The organism is Streptomyces griseobrunneus, assembly GCF_046713465.1.
Classification (GTDB): domain Bacteria; phylum Actinomycetota; class Actinomycetes; order Streptomycetales; family Streptomycetaceae; genus Streptomyces; species Streptomyces microflavus.
In genome coordinates, this window is record NZ_CP177080.1 from 7,883,487 (window position 1) to 7,899,573 (window position 16,087).

Consider the following 16,087-nt stretch of genomic DNA (forward strand, 5'->3'; position numbering starts at 1 on the left):
AGCTAGGCTTGTCGCATGGATGAATCGAGAGCCATCCCCACCCCTGCCGAGCACGACGAGAACTTCTGGACCGTGGTCATGACACAGGTGGAGCCCGCCTGGAGCGAGCCCGGCTACGACGACACGATCCTCATGGACGAGAAGGTGCTCGACGCGGTCCGCGTACTGGCCGAGCGGATCTCGACGCGTGCGCTGGCCTACCGCTCCGCGGGCAAGCCCTTCGCCGCCGCGCTCGCGGCCGCCCCCGATGTGCAGCTGGCGACGCTGCGCGCCCTGTACGAAGCCAAGCAGTCCGTCGACCGGCTGGCCGAGAGCGCGGCCACCGCCGCAGGCCGCGGCGGAGCCAGCTATTCCCAGCTGGGCGCGGCCTGGGGCGGCATCAAGCGCCAGTCCGCCCGCCTCAAGTGGCCCCACGCGGTGGTCAAGCGGTCGGCCGGCGAGTCCGTCCCGCTCCACTACGCCGGTGGCTCGGCCGTCATCCACCATGACCCGGGCGTGGACGCCTGGTGGTTCACCGCCACGGGGGCGGACCGGCAGGAGGAGGAGTCCGAGGCCGTTCACGGCACTTCGGCCGAGGCCATCGCGCGGGCGACCGAGTTCCTCCTGACGCACACCGGGCCCGCCGGTCGGGGGTCCGCATGACGCGAGGTGCGGACGCCCGGCGCGACGACAGCCCCGAGGAGTCCCGGCGGGCGCTTCTGGCCGGCATCTTCGACGAGGACGCGGAGCTGTACGACCGGGCCAGGCCCGGATATCCGCCGGAGCTGTACGACGACCTCGCGGAGCTCGCGGGCGCCGGCCCCGGCAGCCGCGTACTGGAGGTGGGGTGCGGGACCGGCCAGGCCACGGTGGAGCTGGCCGCACGGGGCTGCCGGATCACGGCCGTCGAGGCGGGACCGCGCATGGCCGCGATCGCCCGCCGCAACCTGGCCGGCGGAGCGGAGGCGGAGGTGGTGACGGCACGGTTCGAGAGCTGGCCGCTGCCGCCGGAACCGTACGACGCGGTGGTCTCGGCGACGGCGTTCCACTGGATCGACCCGGCGGTGCGGGTGACCAGGGCCGCCGACGCCCTGCGGCCGGGCGGGGCGCTCGCCGTGGTGCGCAGCCAGCATGTGCGGGGCGGTACCGAGGAGTTCTTCGTCGAGGTCCAGCGCTGCTACGAGCGCTTCGACCCGCAGACACCCCCCGGGCTGCGGCCTCCCGCAGCGGCCGACGTCGACGGATCGGACCATGTGGAGGAGGTGGCGCGAAGCGGCCGGTTCGGCCCCACGGTGCTGCGCCGCCACGAGCAGGACCTCAGCTACACCACGTCCGCCTATCTGGACCTGCTGCGGACGTACTCCGGCCACCGAGCACTTCCGGAACCCGCCAGGAACGGACTGCTGGGGTGCGTCGCGGCCCTGATCGAGGGGCGGTACGGCGGCCGGGTGACCAAGCGGTACCTCATCGAGCTGGGGGTGTCGCACCGGCGCTGACGCCCTCGTCGGCCCGGACGGAGGCGCTCGGGACGGAGGCGCTCCGCGGGCCGGGCGGGTGGTGCCGGCTGATGTTCTTCTCCAGCAGGGCGGTCGAGGCCCGCACCCCGACCGATGTGCCGGGCGAGAACTCCGGGAGCCGGCCGTCGGCCTGCTTCAGCTCGGTGAGCGCGGTGTCGATGGCGGCGTGCGCGGCGAAGAGACAGGGGGTGCTGTAGATGGCCGCCTGGCATTCCAGGTCGGTGAGTTCGGAGAGCGAGAGCCTCGGCGACCTGCCGCCCGCGATCTGGTTGAAGAGCAGCGGTTTGTCGTCGATGACCTTGCGGATGCGGCGGATCCACTCGACGTCCCGCACCCCGTCGACCAGCACCACATCGGCATCGGTCTCCGCGAGCGCCTGGGCGCGGCGCAGGATGTCCTCCTCCTCGGTGGCGTCGGTACGGGCCACGACCACCAGGTCCTGCCGGCTCTCCAGGACGAGGTTCAGCTTCTCCAGGTACTCCTCCAGGGGCAGCACCCTCTTCCCGTCCGCGTGGCCGCACCGGCGCGGGCGCTGCTGGTCCTCCAGGATGATGCCGGAGGCCCCGATGCGCTCCAGCCGCTGCACCACGTGGCAGGCCACCTCCGGGTCGACGTAACCGTCGTCGATGTCGACCAGCAGATGGTGGGAGGGGAAGGCGAGCCGGAGCCGCTCGACGAACGCGACCATGTCCGGCCACGCGATGAACCCGATGTCCGGCAGCCCGTAGTGGGAGGCGGCGAAACCGAAGCCGGAGACGAAGAAGCCGTCGTAGTGCTGGGCGGCGACCGATGCCGAGTACATGTCGTAGATGCCGACGAGCGGGGTGGTTCCGGGCGTGTGGATCTGCTCGCGCAGCGCGCTTCCGTAGCGCATGTCTCTCTCCTTGTGCGCGGCCGTGAACCGCGGGTGGTGAAGGGGCGGTTCGCGCACGGTACGGAGGCGAGGGCCGCACCCGGCGACGGTGTGCGCGCTCGACGGCAACCATGATCTCTTTGCGGGCGCTCGCATACATATACCGGCAGGGGCGGGCTCGCCGCGCGGCGACACGCGGCCACCCGGAGGTGGCGCCGCCCCGGCTCTCCGGGACGGGCTCGCTTCAGGCTCCGTGGCCGAAACTCCAGGCCTCGATGTCGCGGTAGTGGATCGGGCCCGGGCCGCGGCCGATGTTGCTGCCGACCAGATGGAGCCGTTCGGCCTCCCAGTCACGGCCGGAGAACGCGGCCAGTCCCGCGGTGATCTCCACTGCGGCGGAATGGTCGCCCCGGCGGGAGCGGGCCAGCGTCAGATGGGGCCGCAGCGGCCGCTCCGGGAAGGGGACACCGCATGCCTTGACGACGGCGCGTACGTCGGTGGCGAGCTGGTGCAGTCCTTCGAGGTCGCCCTCGATCCCGCTCCACAGGACCCGCTCGTCGAAGTGCCCACCCCCGTGCAGCGCCAGCCGCAGGGGCCGCCGCCGCGCCGAGAGTTCGGCGAGCGGGGGCATCAGGAGCGGGACCGTGGTGACCGGGAGTTCACCGAGGAACGCCAGGGTGATGTGCCAGTCCTCGATCCGGTTCCACCTCAGGCGTGGGTGCGCCTCGTAGGCCGGACGCAGCGCCCGCGCCAGTTCGTCCTTGGCGTCGTCGGGCGGGGCGAGTGCCAGGAACACGCGGATCGTCGTGGCCTGCTCACGCTCGTCCGCAGCGGGCTCGGTAACGGCTTCGGGCGGTTCGTTCACCTGCCGTACGGTACGTGCCTGCCCTGCCCCTGCCACAACGCGGGGCCGACGACGCCGGGGCCGTCGGCAGCCGTCCGGGCAGGGCTCACAGCAGATCCTCGCCGGTGCCCTCGTGGTCCGTCGCTTCCCCTTCGGGGTGCAGGGGGTCCGCGCCGGTCCTGACGAGGAGGAGATAGGCCCCGTGCGGTGCGTCGCCACTGACGACCGGCTCACCTCTGGCGCTCAATACGCCACCGGTGCCTTCCTCGTCGGCCTCGAACCCCGCCGGGTCCAGCCCCAGCCGCTCCGCGATCGGCGTCACGGCGGGAGCAGCCGGTCCGGCGCGGTCCCCTCGCCGACGGCTGCTTCGCTCGTGAGGGGGGGGCACCACGAGGAGATCGGCGAGGAACCCCCGGCATAGCCCGTCCGGGTGCGCGGCCTCGAACTCCATCGCCACCGGGCGGAGTTGGGACACCAGGGGCAGCCAGGCGCGCAGCGCCTCGGCGGCGCAGCTCACCTGCTGGAGGTTGAGCCGGACACGGAAGACGGCGTCGTCCGGGGAGAACCGCATCAGGAGGCGCATGCCCCTTCGGAGAGACGTGTGCCTGGGGCGGGCCTTGCCGTTGTGGCGTTGACGACCGCGATGCTCGCCTCGCCGTCTTCGAACAGGCGGACCAGCTCTGCCGGGTGGACCGGCCCCTCGGCGTGCTCGATCAGCAGGACGGGCTGAGGCTGCCCGTCCTGCTCGGCGGGAACGAAGTCGGTGACGGTCTCCCTGCGCAGGAGAACGACGTGCTCGCCGTCGTGAGGAGCGCGGAGGAGCCCGTCGACGGCTGAGCGCAACTCGGCTCCGTACGCGTTCAGATCGCGCGTGAGGACGTCGCGGTGCGTCGAAACGGTGACGGTGAGCCGGTCACCGGTCCGTCCGTAACAGGCGGCCAGGTCGTCCATGGGCAGCATCCAAGCACGTGACCCCGGAAGGGAAAGGGGAGGGTGCCGCCCGGCCCCGTACGGTCAGCTGCCTGCCCCGCGTGCGTGCCTGCCTGCCCGCGTGGGGGGGCCGGTCGTCCGTTCGCGCCGCTGCCGGGGCGGGGGGTTACGAGCCGGCCGGGGCCAGCCATGTGCCGATACGGGCCAGGGCGCCGGACCCGTAGTCGGCGGTGACGTCGTCGGCGAGGTCCGCGACGGTGACCGAGCGCAGGGCCTCGCGCCAGGCGGCCTCCGCCCGGCCCATGGCGCGGTTGATGGCGCAGGGCGTGGTGCAGGCCTCCGGGGGAGTGGCCATGGGCCCGCGTTGGCGGATCTCGGTGCAGACGAACGCGGGCCCCGGGCCGTCGACCGCTTCGACGACGTCGAGCACGGTGATGAGGGAGGGCGAGCGGGTGAGGACGTAACCGCCCGCCTTGCCCTGGACCGACTGGATGAGTCCCGCCCGCGAGAGTGCCTGCAGTTGCTTGGCGAGGTAGCTGGGTGACACATCGTGCAACTCCGCCAGCCGAGCGGCCGGGGCGGGTTCTTCGGCCGAGGTCAGCACGATGCAGCAGTGCAGTGCCCACTCGACCCCACCAGACATTTTCACTTCCTCACTCTAATCCACCACCCCTGATACCCGGACATCAAGTGTCCGGGTAGCATCTCGGATAGAAGATGTCCGCGAAGGGCGGAGCCATGCACATTGCCGTCATCGGCGGAACCGGACTGATCGGATCCCAGGTGGTACGGGATCTCGACGCGGCCGGTCACCGCGCAGTGCCCCACTCCCAGTCCACCGGCGTGGACGTGATCACCGGCGAAGGCCTGGACGCCGCCCTCGCCGGTGCGGAGGTGGTGGTCGACCTCACCAACTCGCCGACGTTCGACGACGCTTCGCCCGCGTTCTTCCGGACCTCGATGGACAACCTCGTCACCGCCGCCCGGAAGGCGTCCGTCGGGCACTTCGTCGTTCTGTCGATCGTCGGGGTCGACCAGGTGCCCGAACTGGACTACTACCGGGCCAAGACGCTCCAGGAGGACATCCTCAAGGCCGGCCCCGTGCCCTACTCCATCGTTCGCGCCACACAGTTCATGGAGTTCATCGACGCCGTCCTGTCCTGGACCGCCGACGACGAGACCGTCCGCCTCCCGCGCACCCGGCTCCAGCCGGTCGCCGCCGCGGACGTCGCGGCCACCGTCGCCGAGATCGCCTCCGGCGCGCCCCTGCGGCACACGCTCGACCTCGCCGGTCCCGACGCCTATCCCCTGGACGAACTGGGCCGCATCACTCTCCGGACCAAGGGGGACGGCCGTTCCGTGACCACCGACGACACCGCGGGGATGTTCGCCGCCGTCAACGGTGACCTGCTCACCCCCGAGGGCGGCGCCCGCATCGCCCCCACGCGCTACACCGACTGGCTGGCGCAGCACTCCTGACCTGACCTGACCTGACCTGACCGGCCGCCCCGGGGTTTTCTCCGGGGCGGCCGGCGACCCTGCGCCTTACCGGGCGGCCGGAGGTGTGCGTGACGGCATGATTCCGGCCGCGCTCCCGCGAACGGTTCCGGCCGTCGGCAGCCCGGCCGACATGCCCGCTGCCGACCGTCGGCCCCACCGCGGCCGAGCGGACGCCGCGCGCTTCGAACGCGTACGAAAGACACCGGCCAGATCCACGGCCCCTGTGAGCTGGCCGGTCTACCCGTCGACCGGATAGGTGCCTGAGGCATCCAATGGTGGGAGGGCGCGGAACGACCGGCTCCGCGCACACGACCGCGTACTGCGAGGCGACCCGATCCCATGACGGAACCAACGACGGAACCGGCCCGGCAGGACCTCGACCCCATCGCCCACGCCACCGCACCGACCCCCGCGACGCCCTTCCCCCAGGACCGCGGCTGCCCCTACCACCCGCCCGCCGGGTACGAACCCCTGCGCGCCGGCCGCCCGCTGAGCCGGGTCACCCTCTTCGACGGACGCTCGGTCTGGGCGGTCACCGGGCACGCCCTGGCCCGCCGGCTGCTGGCCGATCCCCGGTTGTCCACCGACCGCACCCACCCCGACTTCCCCGTCCCGGCCGAGCGGTTCGCGAATGTGGAGCAGCGCCGCGTCGCCCTCCTCGGCGTCGACGATCCCGAGCACAACGTCCAGCGCAGGATGCTCATCCCGAGCTTCTCCGTGAAGCGGATCGGCGCGCTGCGCCCCCGCATCCAGGAGACCGTGGACCGGCTGCTCGATGCGATGGAGCGGCAGGGGCCGCCCGCCGAATTGGTGAGCGCGTACGCCCTGCCGGTGCCCTCGATGGTGATCTGCGCGCTGCTCGGCGTGCCGTACGCCGACCACCACTTCTTCGAGGAGTGCTCGCAACGGCTCCTGCGCGGGCCCGGCGCGGCCGACGTGAACAGGGCCCGGGACGAACTGGAGGAGTATCTGGGCGCGCTGATCGACCGCAAGCGTACGGAACAGGGGGACGGGCTCCTCGACGAGCTGATCCACCGCGACCACCCGGACGGACCGGTCGACCGGGAGGAGCTGATCTCGTTCGCCGTGATCCTGCTCATCGCCGGGCACGAGACGACGGCGAACATGATCTCGCTCGGCACGTTCACGCTGCTGCGCCACCCCGAACAGCTCGCGGCGCTGCGGGCCGGGGAGACGACGACGGCCGTGGTGGTCGAGGAACTGCTGCGGTTCCTGTCCATCGCCGAAGGCCTGCAGCGGCTGGCGACCGAGGACATGGAGGTCGCCGGGACGACGATCCGCAAGGGGGAGGGCGTGGTCTTCTCGACCTCGCTCATCAACCGCGACGCCGAGGTGTTCCCCCGGGCCGAGACCCTCGACTGGGACCGCCCGGCCCGTCACCATCTCGCCTTCGGCTTCGGCGTCCACCAGTGCCTGGGCCAGAACCTGGCCCGCGCCGAGCTCGACATCGCGATGCGCTCCCTCTTCGAGCGGCTGCCGAACCTCAGGCTCGCCGTGCCCGCGCAGGAGATCCCCCACAAACCGGGGGACACGATCCAGGGCATGCTCGAACTGCCCGTGGCCTGGTGAGCGGCGTGGGCATCCAGGTCGACAAGGAACGCTGCGTGGGGGCCGGCATGTGCGCCCTGACCGCACCGGACGTGTTCACGCAGGACGACGACGGCCTCAGCGAGGTGCTCCCGGGCCGGGCGGAGACGACCGGAGGGCATCCGCTGGTGGCGGAGGCCGTGAGGGCCTGCCCCGTGGGGGCGGTGGCGCTGGCCGCCGACTGACGGGGCAGGACGGGGGAGGAGCCGGGAACCGAGGCGGCAGTGAGGTCGACGCCATAACGCTTTGCGGTATTTGTGATGGCTTGATGCGATCTGCTCCTTGGTGGGCTCTGCTCCCCTCCGGGGGTGCGCCCGTGCCGCTGGTCGGTTCGTGGACGATCGCGCAGCTGCGACAGGGCCCGGCGTGCGACCCCGCGAAGCAGACCCTGAGTGTGCTGACGTCCTACGGGGCCGCCAGCTACTGGCTGATGACGGGGATGCTGTTGATGCTGGGCGCGTGCTACGTGGTCACGGCGCACGCGCTCCGGGCGGCGGCCTTCGCCGGGCGGTTCGCTCTGGCCGGCGGTGGACTGTGCGCCCTGGCACTGACGTTGGTGCCGGTCCCGAGGGGCGGCGGGGCCCTGGAGCACGGGGCCGTTGCCACCCTGGGCCTCGTACTGCTGGCGGTATGGCCTTCCCTGGCCGCCGTTCGCGGAACGGGGCCGGTTCCGTGGGGGCTGCGGCTGGATGTGCCGCTCACCGCGAGCGCGTTGACGGGCGCGTCCGCGTTGTGGTTCCTGGCCGAACTGCAGAGTGCGGGGGCGCCCGCAGGCAGGAGACGACGCGGCCGCAGGCCTGAACGCGGCCGGTCTTCCGGCTCAGCGGCTCTTCACGGCGAAGGGGCCCTTGTCGCCGAAGACGAGGTCGGCGAAGCGCTCGGCGATCCGCCGGTGGGTAGCGGGGTCCGGGTGCAGATCGTCGGGCAGCGGCAGTTCGGCGTGGTCGGTTCCGTTGTAGAGGTCGAGGCCGTCGAGGTGGTGCAGATGGGGATCGGTGGCGGCGCGTTGTCCGACGAGCCGGGCCAGCTCGTCCCGGATGACGGTGAGGGTCAGCTTCCCGGCGGCGGTCTCCGCGGGATCGCCGGTGGCGATGAAGCGCAGCCGGCCTTCGCCCATCGCGCTGTAGTCGGTGGCGCTGGGGCCGGGGGTGTTCTCGTGGATGGGGCAGTGGATCGGCGAGACCACCAGGAGGGGAGTGGTGGGGTGCCCTTCGCGGATGGTGTCGAGGAAGCCATGGACGGCGGGGCCGAACGCGCGCAGCCGCATGACGTCGTGGTTGACGAGGTTGATGCCGATCTTGACGCTGATCAGGTCGGCGGGAGTGTCCCGCATGGCGCGGGCGGTGAAGGGGTCGAGCAGGGCGCTGCCGCTGAATCCCAGGTTGATCAGGTCGGCCCCGCCGTGAGCCGCGGCCAGAGCCGGCCAGGTGCCGGTCGGGGTCGCGGCGTTGGAACCGTGGCTGATGGAACTGCCGTGGTGCAGCCAGACCGGTCGGCCGCCGGGCCGGGCGGTGAGGAGCGGCGCGTCGGTGCGCAGGGCGACCAGCTCGGTGGTCTCGTCGTGGGGCAGCCAGATCTCGACGTCCTTCTCGCAGTCCGCCAGGCCGGTGAACCGGAGGGTCTCCACGGGACCGGGGCGGGTCCGCGCGGTTCCTGACGCCAGGTCGATCGTGAGCGTGTCGCCGTCCGCCGCACTGGCCCGGCCGGCGAGGTGACCGTCGACGAGGAGTTCGTACACCCCGTCGGGACGCCGTGGAGCTCCGGGGTAGACCCGCTTGGTGGCCACCACGTCCAGCTCGACGGCGGTGGCCCGGGTGCGGAAGGCCAGCCGGACCCCGGAGGGCTGCGACTCGGCCATCGCCAGCTGCCCGTCGGGTATCCGGGCCCGCGCGTCGGCGGGCAACCGGTGGGGCAGCACGCCCCGTTCGGTCCGTTCCAGGTCGAGGGCGCCGCGCAGGACGGCGGGGCTGATGGGAGTGGTGGTCCAGTCGGGCAGGGCGTTCATCGTCTCGTTCTCTTCGCCGGGAAAGGGATGGGGTGGGAGGTTCGGGTCAGGCGGCGGCGGGCCAGTTGCGCAGCAGGGAGTCGAGGGCCCCCAGGATCTCGGTCCAGCTCTCCTGGGACGCGGGGGAGCTGTGGCTGAAACCGCCGGCCGCCTCCAGTCCGACGTACCCGCTGAAGACACTGCCCAGCAGTCGCACCGCATGCGTCTGCTGGAGCTCGTCCAGGTCGTAGCCGCGCAGGATGGCCCGCATCATCTGTGAGTGCCGTACGCCGGCACTCGCGGCGGCTGCCTCCGTGTCGAGCCGGAACTGGGCTGCGGCGAACCGCCCCGGGTGCTGGACGGCGTAATCGCGGTACGCGTCGGCGAAGGCCATGAGCGCGTCCTTGCCGGCCCTCCCCGCCAGAGCGGCGGACGACTGGTCGGCGAGCTCCTCCAGAGCAAGCAACGCGATCTTCGTCTTGAGGTCGTGGGCGTTCTTGACGTGCGAGTACAGGCTCGCGGTCCTGACGCCCAGCTGCCGGGCGAGCGCCGAAGGCGTCACCTGCTCGAAGCCGATCTCGTCGGCCAGCTCGGCCCCTGCCCTCACCACGCGCTCCGCGGCCGGTCCTGCCTTGGCCATGACACCCTCCGAACGCATCTCTGTGATTGCCTAAGAGAATATACGTTTGCCTAATGATTTTAGGCAAATTAGCGTGGCCGTTATGAATCCGCTGACCGAGCAAGAGATCCGCACCGCGTTCGTGAACTGCACCAAGGGCGAGGCCAAGCGTCTGAACATCCCCCGTGACCTGGCCGAGTGGCCCTGGGGCTACATGGACTTCCTGGGCTGGCGCGACCCGCAGGCCCCCGACCGCGCGTACATCGTGGCCGCCTGGGACGGCCGCCCGGTCGGCGTCCAGCTGCGCTCGTCGGACGCCGGTTCCTGGCAGACCCGCCGCAGCATGTGCTCGATGTGTGTGACCGTCCATACCGGAGGCGTCTCCCTGCTGGTGGCCCCGAGGTCCGGGAAGGCCGGCCAGCAGGGCAACTCGGTCGGCGCCTACATGTGCAGCGACCTCGCCTGCTCGCTCTACGTGCGCGGAAAGAAGGACGCGGGCGTCGGTGCACGGCTCCATGAGTCGCTCACCCTGGAGGAGAAGATCCAGCGGACGGTGGCGAATCTCGCCGCGTTCATCGCCAAGGTGACCGAGTGACGTTGCCGCACTCCAGCGTTCTGCATCACCTTCGGGCCCGCCGGTCCGGGGTTACCGCAGCTGCTTGAGGGCCGCTTCTACGGCGTCCGTGACGCTGTCCACGGCGCTGCCTGTCGCGTCGCCGACCCGGCTCGTCGCCTCGTGCGCCTGGAGGGTGACCGCGTCGGAGGCGTGGCCGACGGCGTGGCGGGTGCGGTAGGCGAGCGAGGGCTTGCCGTGGGTGTCGGCGGCGGCGATGAGCAGTCCGCCGAGCAGGGACGCGTTCTTGAGGAAATGAATCCGCTGGGCCGCGCGCTCCTCGGGGTCCTCGACCGTCCAGAAGCGATGGGCCGCCAGGGTCGTCGGCACCAGGGTCGCGGCGAGAGCCGCCGAGGCCAGCCGCGGCGCCCGCCCCAGGGCGAGCAGGACGCCGGCGCCGAGCTGGACCGCGCCGTTGAGGCGTACGAGGCGCTCGGGATCCTCGGGCAGCAGGGAGGTCCGCGGTGCGATCCTCGTGGAGACTGGATCGGTCACGGACTCGGCGGCGGGCGCCAGGCGCGCGGGATCGCGCACCGCGCTGTATCCGCCGCTGACGAACATCGAGGCCAGCAGGGGCCGGGCGACTTTACGCAGAACAGTCATGGCGGTCAGCTGCCCCGCCCGTGCGGGGGCACACGCGCCCATGCGGGGGGTGTGCCCGCCCGTGCCCGGCCGCCAGGGCCGGTCCGGAGGGGCTGCCCCCGGATGACGCCGTCCCGTGCCACATGGTGCCAGTTCTCGCCAGTCGTGGCGCCAGATGGCATCACCCGGCGCCATTCGGTGCCAGCTGACGTCTCTCAAGGTGTGCGAGTGCGCCGGGAGCCCTCATCGCTCAGGTCTCGCTCCCCGCATTTCCCCAGTTCAGCGGGGTCGTCCTGGCTGACGCCCACCCTCAGCATCATGGGGCCTTGTGTGTGGCGCCACTATGATGCCATAATGGCGTCATGGACCTCACCCCCTACGTTGACTCCCTCCGCCGCGAGCTCGCGGTGGCCGCCGAAGCCGGCGGCGACGAAGCCCGTGCGCTGGCGGACAGGCTCACCGCTCCTCTGGAGTCGGCGACCCGGCTGACCATGCTGCATGTGCTCTCCGCCGCGATGGACGAGGTGACGCGCGAGCTCGCCCCCGGTTCCGTCGATGTACGGCTGCGCGGACTGGACCCCGACTTCGTGGTGACCCTGCCGCAGGCCGGGGACGGCGTACCCGCGGAGCCGGCCGGGCCCGCCGGGCACGCCGAGCCCTCCAAGGTTCCGGCCGACGGGGACGAGGGCGGCACTGCCCGGGTCAATCTGCGTCTGCCGGCGCACCTCAAGGCGCGCGCCGAGGAGGCCGCGGCGGGTGAGGGGCTGTCGGTCAACGCCTGGCTGGTGCGGGCGGTGTCGGCTGCGGTCGACGGCGGCGGCGCCCGGCCCCGTACGGCGGAGAAGGCCCGGACCGTCGGACAGAGCTTCACCGGCTGGGTGCGCTAGCCGCGCCCAGCCCCGTACCACTTCACCCACATCACGTCCCACCGGCGGGGACGTCTCCAAGACCCACGAGGACGGGACAGCCATGCCTTCTTTCGACACTCCTGAGCCGATCTCGGTCACCGCGCATGTGGAGGCCGGTTCCGTTCAGTTCACCGCGGGCGAGGGCCCCAGCACCGTCGTGGACGTGCGGCCCCGGGACCCCAAGCGGGACCAGGACGTGCGGGCTGCCGGTCAGACCGGGATCACGTACGCGGGCGGCGCACTCGCCGTCAGGACGCCCAAGCCCGGTCTGCTCGGCCGCACCGGCACCGTCGACGTGACGGTCGAACTGCCCGAGGGCTCGCGCATCGAGGTGACCGGTGCCTGGGTCCAGGTGCTCGGCGAGGGCCGGCTCGGCGAGGTCCGTGTGAAGACCTCGTCCGGCGATGTCCGTCTCGACACGACCGGCCCGCTGAAGCTGACCGCGTCGCACGGCTCGATCACCGTGGACCGGGCCGAGGGCGCGGCCGAGATCACCACCAGCTCCGGGAGCCTGCGCGTCGGCTTCGTGGAGGGCCCCGCCGTCCTGAAGAACTCGCACGGCACCACGACGGTCGGCGTCGCGCTGGGCGATCTGCGGGTGAGCGGGGCCAACGGGGACATCGACATCACACGCTCCGAGGGATCGGTCACCGCCACCACCGCCCACGGCACCCTGCGCGTCGCCGAAGTGGCCCGTGGAACCGTCCAGTTGGAGACCTCCTACGGAGCCATCGAGGTCGGCGTCCGCGAGGGCACCGCCGCCTGGCTCGACGTCAGCTCCGGCTCCGGCCAGGTGCGCAACACGCTCACTTCCTCGAAGGCCCCGGAGGAGAGCGAGGACAACGTCAGGATCCGAGCCCGCACCCGGTTCGGCAACATCGACGTCCGTCGCGCCAGGTCCTGACCCGGCGGGAGCCGCCCCAGGTGCACCGGCTCCCGCCACTCACCCGCTATTTACTTCGTCCGCATCCGTCAGGGGAGACCCATGCCCACATCTGTCATGCCCACATCCATCCGGGGCGGCGGTAACCTGCCGCCGGCCGCGGTCTCCGCCGTCGGTCTGCGCAAGGCGTACGGCGACCACACCGTCCTCGACGGCATCGATCTGCACATCCCGGCCGGATCCGTGTTCGCCCTGCTCGGGCCGAACGGCGCCGGCAAGACCACCGCCGTGAAGATCCTCTCCACGCTCATCACCGCCGACGGCGGCCAGGCCCAGGTCGCGGGCCACGACATCGCCACCTCCCCGGACGGGGTGCGTGCCGCGATCGGTGTCACCGGGCAGTTCTCCGCCGTCGACGGGCTGATCACCGGCGAGGAGAACATGCTCCTCATGGCCGACCTGCACCACCTGCCCCGGCACGAGGGACGGCGGGTCGCCGCCGAACTGCTGGAGCGCTTCGACCTGGTGGACGCCGCGAAGAAGCCCGCCTCCACCTACTCCGGCGGCATGAAGCGCCGCCTCGACATCGCCATGACCCTCGTCGGCAGCCCACGGATCATCTTCCTCGACGAACCCACCACCGGCCTCGACCCCCGGAGCCGCCACACCATGTGGCAGATCATCCGCGGGCTGGTCTCCGGCGGCACCACCGTCTTCCTCACCACCCAGTACCTGGAGGAGGCCGACCAGCTCGCCGACCGCATCGCGGTACTCAACGACGGGAGGATCGCGGCCGAAGGGAGCGCCGAGGAGCTCAAGCGGCTCGTCCCCGGCGGCCATGTCCGGCTCCGCTTCACCGACCCGGACACCTACCGGAGCGCTGCCGGCGCTCTGCGCGGGACCACCCGGGACGACGAGGCCCTCACCCTGCGGATCCCCAGCGACGGCAGCCAGCGCGAGCTGTACGCCGTCCTCGGCCGGCTGGACTCGGCCGGCGTCGAGGCGGACGAACTGACCGTGCACACCCCCGACCTCGACGACGTGTTCTTCGCCCTGACCGGCCCCGACATCCCGAACCAGCCCAAGGAGAACGTCCGATGAGCGCCCTCTCCCTCGCCGTGCGCGACTCGTCCACGATGCTGCGCCGCAACCTCCTGCACGCCCTGCGCTATCCGTCCCTCACCCTGAACCTCCTGCTCACCCCGATCATGCTGCTCCTGCTCTTCGTCTACATCTTCGGCGACGCGATGAGCTCGGTCATCGGCGGCGGTGGCCCGGACCGTTCCGCGTACATCGCCTACGTCGTCCCGGGCCTGCTGCTGATGACGATCGGCAGCACCGTGGTCGGAACCGCCGTATCCGTCTCCAGCGACATGACCGAGGGCATCATCGCCCGCTTCCGTACGATGGCGATCCACCGTCCTTCGGTCCTCGTCGGGCACGTCGTCGGCAGCGTGCTCCAGTCGGTGATGAGCGTGGTCCTCGTCGGCGTCGTCGCCGTGGCCATCGGCTTCCGGTCCACGGACGCGACCGCCGTGGAGTGGCTGGCGGCCTTCGGACTCCTCGTGCTCTTCGCCACGGCGCTCACCTGGATCGCCGTCGGCATGGGCCTGGTCAGCCCGAACGCCGAGGCCGCGAGCAACAACGCGACGCCGCTGATCCTGCTGCCGCTCCTCTCCAGCGCCTTCACCCCGGTCGACTCCATGCCCGGCTGGTTCCGGCCGATCGCCGAGTACCAGCCGTTCACGCCCGCCATCGAAACCCTGCGGGGCCTGCTGCTCGGCAGCGAGATCGGCCACTCCGGATGGCTCGCCGTTGCCTGGTGCGTGGGGCTCGCGGTGTTCGGCTACCTCTGGTCGGCCGCGAAGTTCGACCGCGAACCGAAGTGACCGCCACGGCGGCGCGGGTCGCGGGAACCGCCCTCCCTCAGGAGCGGGTGGCGGTCCCGCACCCCGCGTCGCCGGCTTCCCGCATACGCTCCTCCATCGACGTGCTCCGGTCGTACGGGTCGACCACGGCACCGTCGCCCGCACCGGTGGCAGCGCGCTCGGCGCCGAACACGGGCGTGAAATAGCCGGTACAGGTGTCGCAACCGCCGTTGGTGGCGTCCACCTTGTAGGAGACGAGGGAGAACGTCCCCGGCTCGACCTCGGCCTGCGCCGGGTCGTTCCAGCTCAGCACCACCTCACGGCGCACGATGGTCCGCACGACTTCGTCGCTGCCCGCCTCGGCGCGCACGACCGGATAGACGTACGTGACGTCGGTGGACACTTCCACCGCACCCCGCCCGCCCTCCCGGAAGCTGATCCGCCCGCGGGTCTTGACCACGTCCCCGACCAGCCGCACATCGGAGGGCCGGAAGCGGCTGAACAGCAGAAGGGGGTCGTTCTCGCGACCGGGCGCGCGGAACGCCTCCTCGATGAAGTCCTGGACGTCGGACTGGTGCGGGTCGATGAACGCCATGGCTCCGCTCGGCCGCTCCCCGCGCAGGACGGCGCCGTCGAGGCTGGACGCGGCAAGGAAGTCCCGGGTCCTGTCGAGCGCCTGCTCCACCTCCGACCGGCTCATCCAGCCGGTCGCCCGCGCCGCCGGCAGATGGATCCCCGCCTCACCGTCGGCCCGACTTGCCGCCGGTGAGCCGCTGAACGGCCTGTCCGGCGTGGGAAGCCGGCCCGCGGCCTTCTGCGCCGGCGGCCCGTCCGGACGCTGCGACTCCCCGGCGACACGCGGCGCGTCGGTCCCGTCCCCACCGCCGAACCAGCCGGCGACCAGCCCGGGGACGAGGGCCACGACCAGCAGAGCGACCGCGGCCGCCAGACCTACCAGGTACCAGCCCTTGCCGCGCCGCCGTCGCCGGGCCGGCCGGTACGTCCGCCACCCCTCCGGCTGACCGGGCTGCTCCCGCAGCCGCCGCGTCACCATCCGGGCCCGTGCCGACGGCTCCTCGGGCGCCCCCGGACTTCCCGCCTCGGCCTCCCTGAGGAACCGCTCCCGGCCGGAGATCAACTCCGAGGCGGCGTGCGCCTTCCCGCAACGGGCAGCTTCGTGGCCCCCGTTGCCGTAACGCACCGCCACAGCCAGGGAGTTCTCGAACCGGTCGGCGGCCCGTCCCACCGGCACAGGCTCCGGGCCGCCCGCACTCCCGGCGCCGACACGGGCGGGACACGCGGGGTAACCTCCTTCCTCGACCCCTTACGCAACGCAGGTGAGGACGGTCGCGCCGGAAGCCAGGGCCCTCCACGACTTCCCACTCCCCACGACCCCGGA

The 16,087-nt window shown here is 71.9% G+C and carries 19 protein-coding genes and 1 pseudogene; 11 read left to right on the forward strand and 9 right to left on the reverse strand.

All coding sequences use genetic code 11. The features are described from left to right. Window positions 1-15: 15 nt before the first annotated feature. Window positions 16-642 carry a hypothetical protein gene (locus ACK8N7_RS35815; protein WP_403215374.1) on the forward strand — a complete coding sequence of 209 codons (627 nt, stop codon included), beginning with the start codon at window positions 16-18 and terminating at the stop codon, window positions 640-642. Continuing rightward, window positions 639-1,475: a class I SAM-dependent methyltransferase gene (locus tag ACK8N7_RS35820; RefSeq protein ID WP_403215372.1), complete on the forward strand. Its 837-nt coding sequence runs from the start codon at window positions 639-641 to the stop codon at window positions 1,473-1,475. The genes ACK8N7_RS35815 and ACK8N7_RS35820 overlap by 4 nt, the downstream gene beginning before the upstream one ends. Here the strand turns inward: ACK8N7_RS35820 and ACK8N7_RS35825 are convergent. The 5 genes from ACK8N7_RS35825 to ACK8N7_RS35845 form a co-directional block, all read right to left on the reverse strand. Beyond that, entirely contained in the window at window positions 1,444-2,370 is a 927-nt protein-coding gene (locus ACK8N7_RS35825) for an isocitrate lyase/PEP mutase family protein (RefSeq protein ID WP_403215370.1), read from the reverse strand. The two genes, ACK8N7_RS35820 and ACK8N7_RS35825, sit on opposite strands and share 32 nt — an antisense overlap. 223 nt (window positions 2,371-2,593) lie before the next feature. Further along, the gene (gene thpR / locus ACK8N7_RS35830) at window positions 2,594-3,214 is read right to left on the reverse strand and encodes an RNA 2',3'-cyclic phosphodiesterase (protein WP_500445258.1); all 621 of its coding nucleotides are present in this window, start codon (window positions 3,212-3,214) and stop codon (window positions 2,594-2,596) included. Between the two features lie 85 nt (window positions 3,215-3,299). Beyond that, window positions 3,300-3,764, reverse strand: coding sequence for a hypothetical protein (locus ACK8N7_RS35835; protein WP_500445260.1), 465 nt, complete (start codon window positions 3,762-3,764; stop codon window positions 3,300-3,302). After that, window positions 3,764-4,153: a hypothetical protein gene (locus ACK8N7_RS35840; RefSeq protein ID WP_403215364.1), complete on the reverse strand. Its 390-nt coding sequence runs from the start codon at window positions 4,151-4,153 to the stop codon at window positions 3,764-3,766. The genes ACK8N7_RS35835 and ACK8N7_RS35840 overlap by 1 nt, the downstream gene beginning before the upstream one ends. Before the next feature lie 136 nt (window positions 4,154-4,289). Continuing rightward, window positions 4,290-4,766, reverse strand: coding sequence for an RrF2 family transcriptional regulator (locus ACK8N7_RS35845; RefSeq protein WP_500445263.1), 477 nt, complete (start codon window positions 4,764-4,766; stop codon window positions 4,290-4,292). Between the two features lie 95 nt (window positions 4,767-4,861). Here ACK8N7_RS35845 and ACK8N7_RS35850 point away from each other — a divergent pair, with 95 nt between their 5' ends. The 4 genes and pseudogenes from ACK8N7_RS35850 to ACK8N7_RS35865 all read left to right on the forward strand — a co-directional run. Beyond that, window positions 4,862-5,602, forward strand: coding sequence for an SDR family oxidoreductase (locus ACK8N7_RS35850; protein ID WP_500445265.1), 741 nt, complete (start codon window positions 4,862-4,864; stop codon window positions 5,600-5,602). A 360-nt stretch (window positions 5,603-5,962) separates the two neighbouring features. Then, complete coding sequence (locus ACK8N7_RS35855) at window positions 5,963-7,213, forward strand: cytochrome P450 (protein ID WP_500445267.1); 1,251 nt, start codon at window positions 5,963-5,965, stop codon at window positions 7,211-7,213. Continuing rightward, a complete protein-coding gene (locus tag ACK8N7_RS35860; protein WP_403215356.1) occupies window positions 7,210-7,416 on the forward strand; it encodes a ferredoxin in 207 nt (68 codons plus the stop codon). The genes ACK8N7_RS35855 and ACK8N7_RS35860 overlap by 4 nt, the downstream gene beginning before the upstream one ends. Before the next feature lie 83 nt (window positions 7,417-7,499). Next, window positions 7,500-7,973, forward strand: a pseudogene (locus tag ACK8N7_RS35865) (DUF998 domain-containing protein); the annotation flags it as partial. Window positions 7,974-8,051: 78 nt separating this feature from the next. Here ACK8N7_RS35865 and ACK8N7_RS35870 read toward each other — a convergent pair. Beyond that, a complete protein-coding gene (locus ACK8N7_RS35870; protein ID WP_500445268.1) occupies window positions 8,052-9,236 on the reverse strand; it encodes a GDSL-type esterase/lipase family protein in 1,185 nt (394 codons plus the stop codon). A gap of 46 nt (window positions 9,237-9,282) precedes the next feature. After that, a complete protein-coding gene (locus ACK8N7_RS35875; RefSeq protein ID WP_403215350.1) occupies window positions 9,283-9,855 on the reverse strand; it encodes a TetR/AcrR family transcriptional regulator in 573 nt (190 codons plus the stop codon). An 82-nt stretch (window positions 9,856-9,937) separates the two neighbouring features. Here ACK8N7_RS35875 and ACK8N7_RS35880 point away from each other — a divergent pair, with 82 nt between their 5' ends. Further along, a complete protein-coding gene (locus ACK8N7_RS35880) occupies window positions 9,938-10,429 on the forward strand; it encodes an FBP domain-containing protein (RefSeq protein WP_500445270.1) in 492 nt (163 codons plus the stop codon). 51 nt (window positions 10,430-10,480) lie between these two features. Here ACK8N7_RS35880 and ACK8N7_RS35885 read toward each other — a convergent pair whose 3' ends face one another. After that, entirely contained in the window at window positions 10,481-11,050 is a 570-nt protein-coding gene (locus tag ACK8N7_RS35885; protein WP_500445272.1) for a DoxX family protein, read from the reverse strand. Between the two features lie 341 nt (window positions 11,051-11,391). Between ACK8N7_RS35885 and ACK8N7_RS35890 the strand changes: the two genes are divergently transcribed. From ACK8N7_RS35890 to ACK8N7_RS35905, 4 genes are all read left to right on the forward strand, one after another. After that, on the forward strand, window positions 11,392-11,916 hold the full coding sequence (locus ACK8N7_RS35890) for a toxin-antitoxin system HicB family antitoxin (protein ID WP_403215344.1): 525 nt from the start codon (window positions 11,392-11,394) through the stop codon (window positions 11,914-11,916). 82 nt (window positions 11,917-11,998) lie between these two features. Further along, window positions 11,999-12,841: a DUF4097 family beta strand repeat-containing protein gene (locus tag ACK8N7_RS35895; RefSeq protein ID WP_403215342.1), complete on the forward strand. Its 843-nt coding sequence runs from the start codon at window positions 11,999-12,001 to the stop codon at window positions 12,839-12,841. A gap of 96 nt (window positions 12,842-12,937) precedes the next feature. After that, entirely contained in the window at window positions 12,938-13,921 is a 984-nt protein-coding gene (locus ACK8N7_RS35900; protein WP_403215588.1) for an ATP-binding cassette domain-containing protein, read from the forward strand. Continuing rightward, entirely contained in the window at window positions 13,918-14,709 is a 792-nt protein-coding gene (locus tag ACK8N7_RS35905; protein WP_403215340.1) for an ABC transporter permease, read from the forward strand. The genes ACK8N7_RS35900 and ACK8N7_RS35905 overlap by 4 nt, the downstream gene beginning before the upstream one ends. Window positions 14,710-14,746: 37 nt before the next feature. On the opposite strand, the gene ACK8N7_RS35910 is transcribed toward ACK8N7_RS35905, so the two are convergent. After that, window positions 14,747-15,826, reverse strand: a complete 1,080-nt coding sequence (locus ACK8N7_RS35910; RefSeq protein WP_403215586.1) for a hypothetical protein — start codon at window positions 15,824-15,826, stop codon at window positions 14,747-14,749. Window positions 15,827-16,087 lie beyond the last annotated feature (261 nt).

What these genes read in the sequence shown, in the direction of transcription:
- ACK8N7_RS35885 (WP_500445272.1), bottom strand. Translation starts at nt 11,050, where the DNA reads ATGACTGTTCTGCGTAAAGTCGCCCGGCCCCTGCTGGCCTCGATGTTC.
- ACK8N7_RS35835 (WP_500445260.1), bottom strand. Translation starts at nt 3,764, where the DNA reads ATGCGGTTCTCCCCGGACGACGCCGTCTTCCGTGTCCGGCTCAACCTC.
- ACK8N7_RS35905 (WP_403215340.1), top strand. Translation starts at nt 13,918, where the DNA reads ATGAGCGCCCTCTCCCTCGCCGTGCGCGACTCGTCCACGATGCTGCGC.
- ACK8N7_RS35900 (WP_403215588.1), top strand. Translation starts at nt 12,938, where the DNA reads ATGCCCACATCCATCCGGGGCGGCGGTAACCTGCCGCCGGCCGCGGTC.
- ACK8N7_RS35875 (WP_403215350.1), bottom strand. Translation starts at nt 9,855, where the DNA reads ATGGCCAAGGCAGGACCGGCCGCGGAGCGCGTGGTGAGGGCAGGGGCC.
- ACK8N7_RS35815 (WP_403215374.1), top strand. Translation starts at nt 16, where the DNA reads ATGGATGAATCGAGAGCCATCCCCACCCCTGCCGAGCACGACGAGAAC.
- ACK8N7_RS35850 (WP_500445265.1), top strand. Translation starts at nt 4,862, where the DNA reads ATGCACATTGCCGTCATCGGCGGAACCGGACTGATCGGATCCCAGGTG.
- ACK8N7_RS35890 (WP_403215344.1), top strand. Translation starts at nt 11,392, where the DNA reads ATGGACCTCACCCCCTACGTTGACTCCCTCCGCCGCGAGCTCGCGGTG.
- ACK8N7_RS35840 (WP_403215364.1), bottom strand. Translation starts at nt 4,153, where the DNA reads ATGCTGCCCATGGACGACCTGGCCGCCTGTTACGGACGGACCGGTGAC.
- ACK8N7_RS35845 (WP_500445263.1), bottom strand. Translation starts at nt 4,766, where the DNA reads ATGTCTGGTGGGGTCGAGTGGGCACTGCACTGCTGCATCGTGCTGACC.
- ACK8N7_RS35870 (WP_500445268.1), bottom strand. Translation starts at nt 9,236, where the DNA reads ATGAACGCCCTGCCCGACTGGACCACCACTCCCATCAGCCCCGCCGTC.
- ACK8N7_RS35880 (WP_500445270.1), top strand. Translation starts at nt 9,938, where the DNA reads ATGAATCCGCTGACCGAGCAAGAGATCCGCACCGCGTTCGTGAACTGC.
- ACK8N7_RS35855 (WP_500445267.1), top strand. Translation starts at nt 5,963, where the DNA reads ATGACGGAACCAACGACGGAACCGGCCCGGCAGGACCTCGACCCCATC.
- ACK8N7_RS35825 (WP_403215370.1), bottom strand. Translation starts at nt 2,370, where the DNA reads ATGCGCTACGGAAGCGCGCTGCGCGAGCAGATCCACACGCCCGGAACC.
- ACK8N7_RS35820 (WP_403215372.1), top strand. Translation starts at nt 639, where the DNA reads ATGACGCGAGGTGCGGACGCCCGGCGCGACGACAGCCCCGAGGAGTCC.
- ACK8N7_RS35895 (WP_403215342.1), top strand. Translation starts at nt 11,999, where the DNA reads ATGCCTTCTTTCGACACTCCTGAGCCGATCTCGGTCACCGCGCATGTG.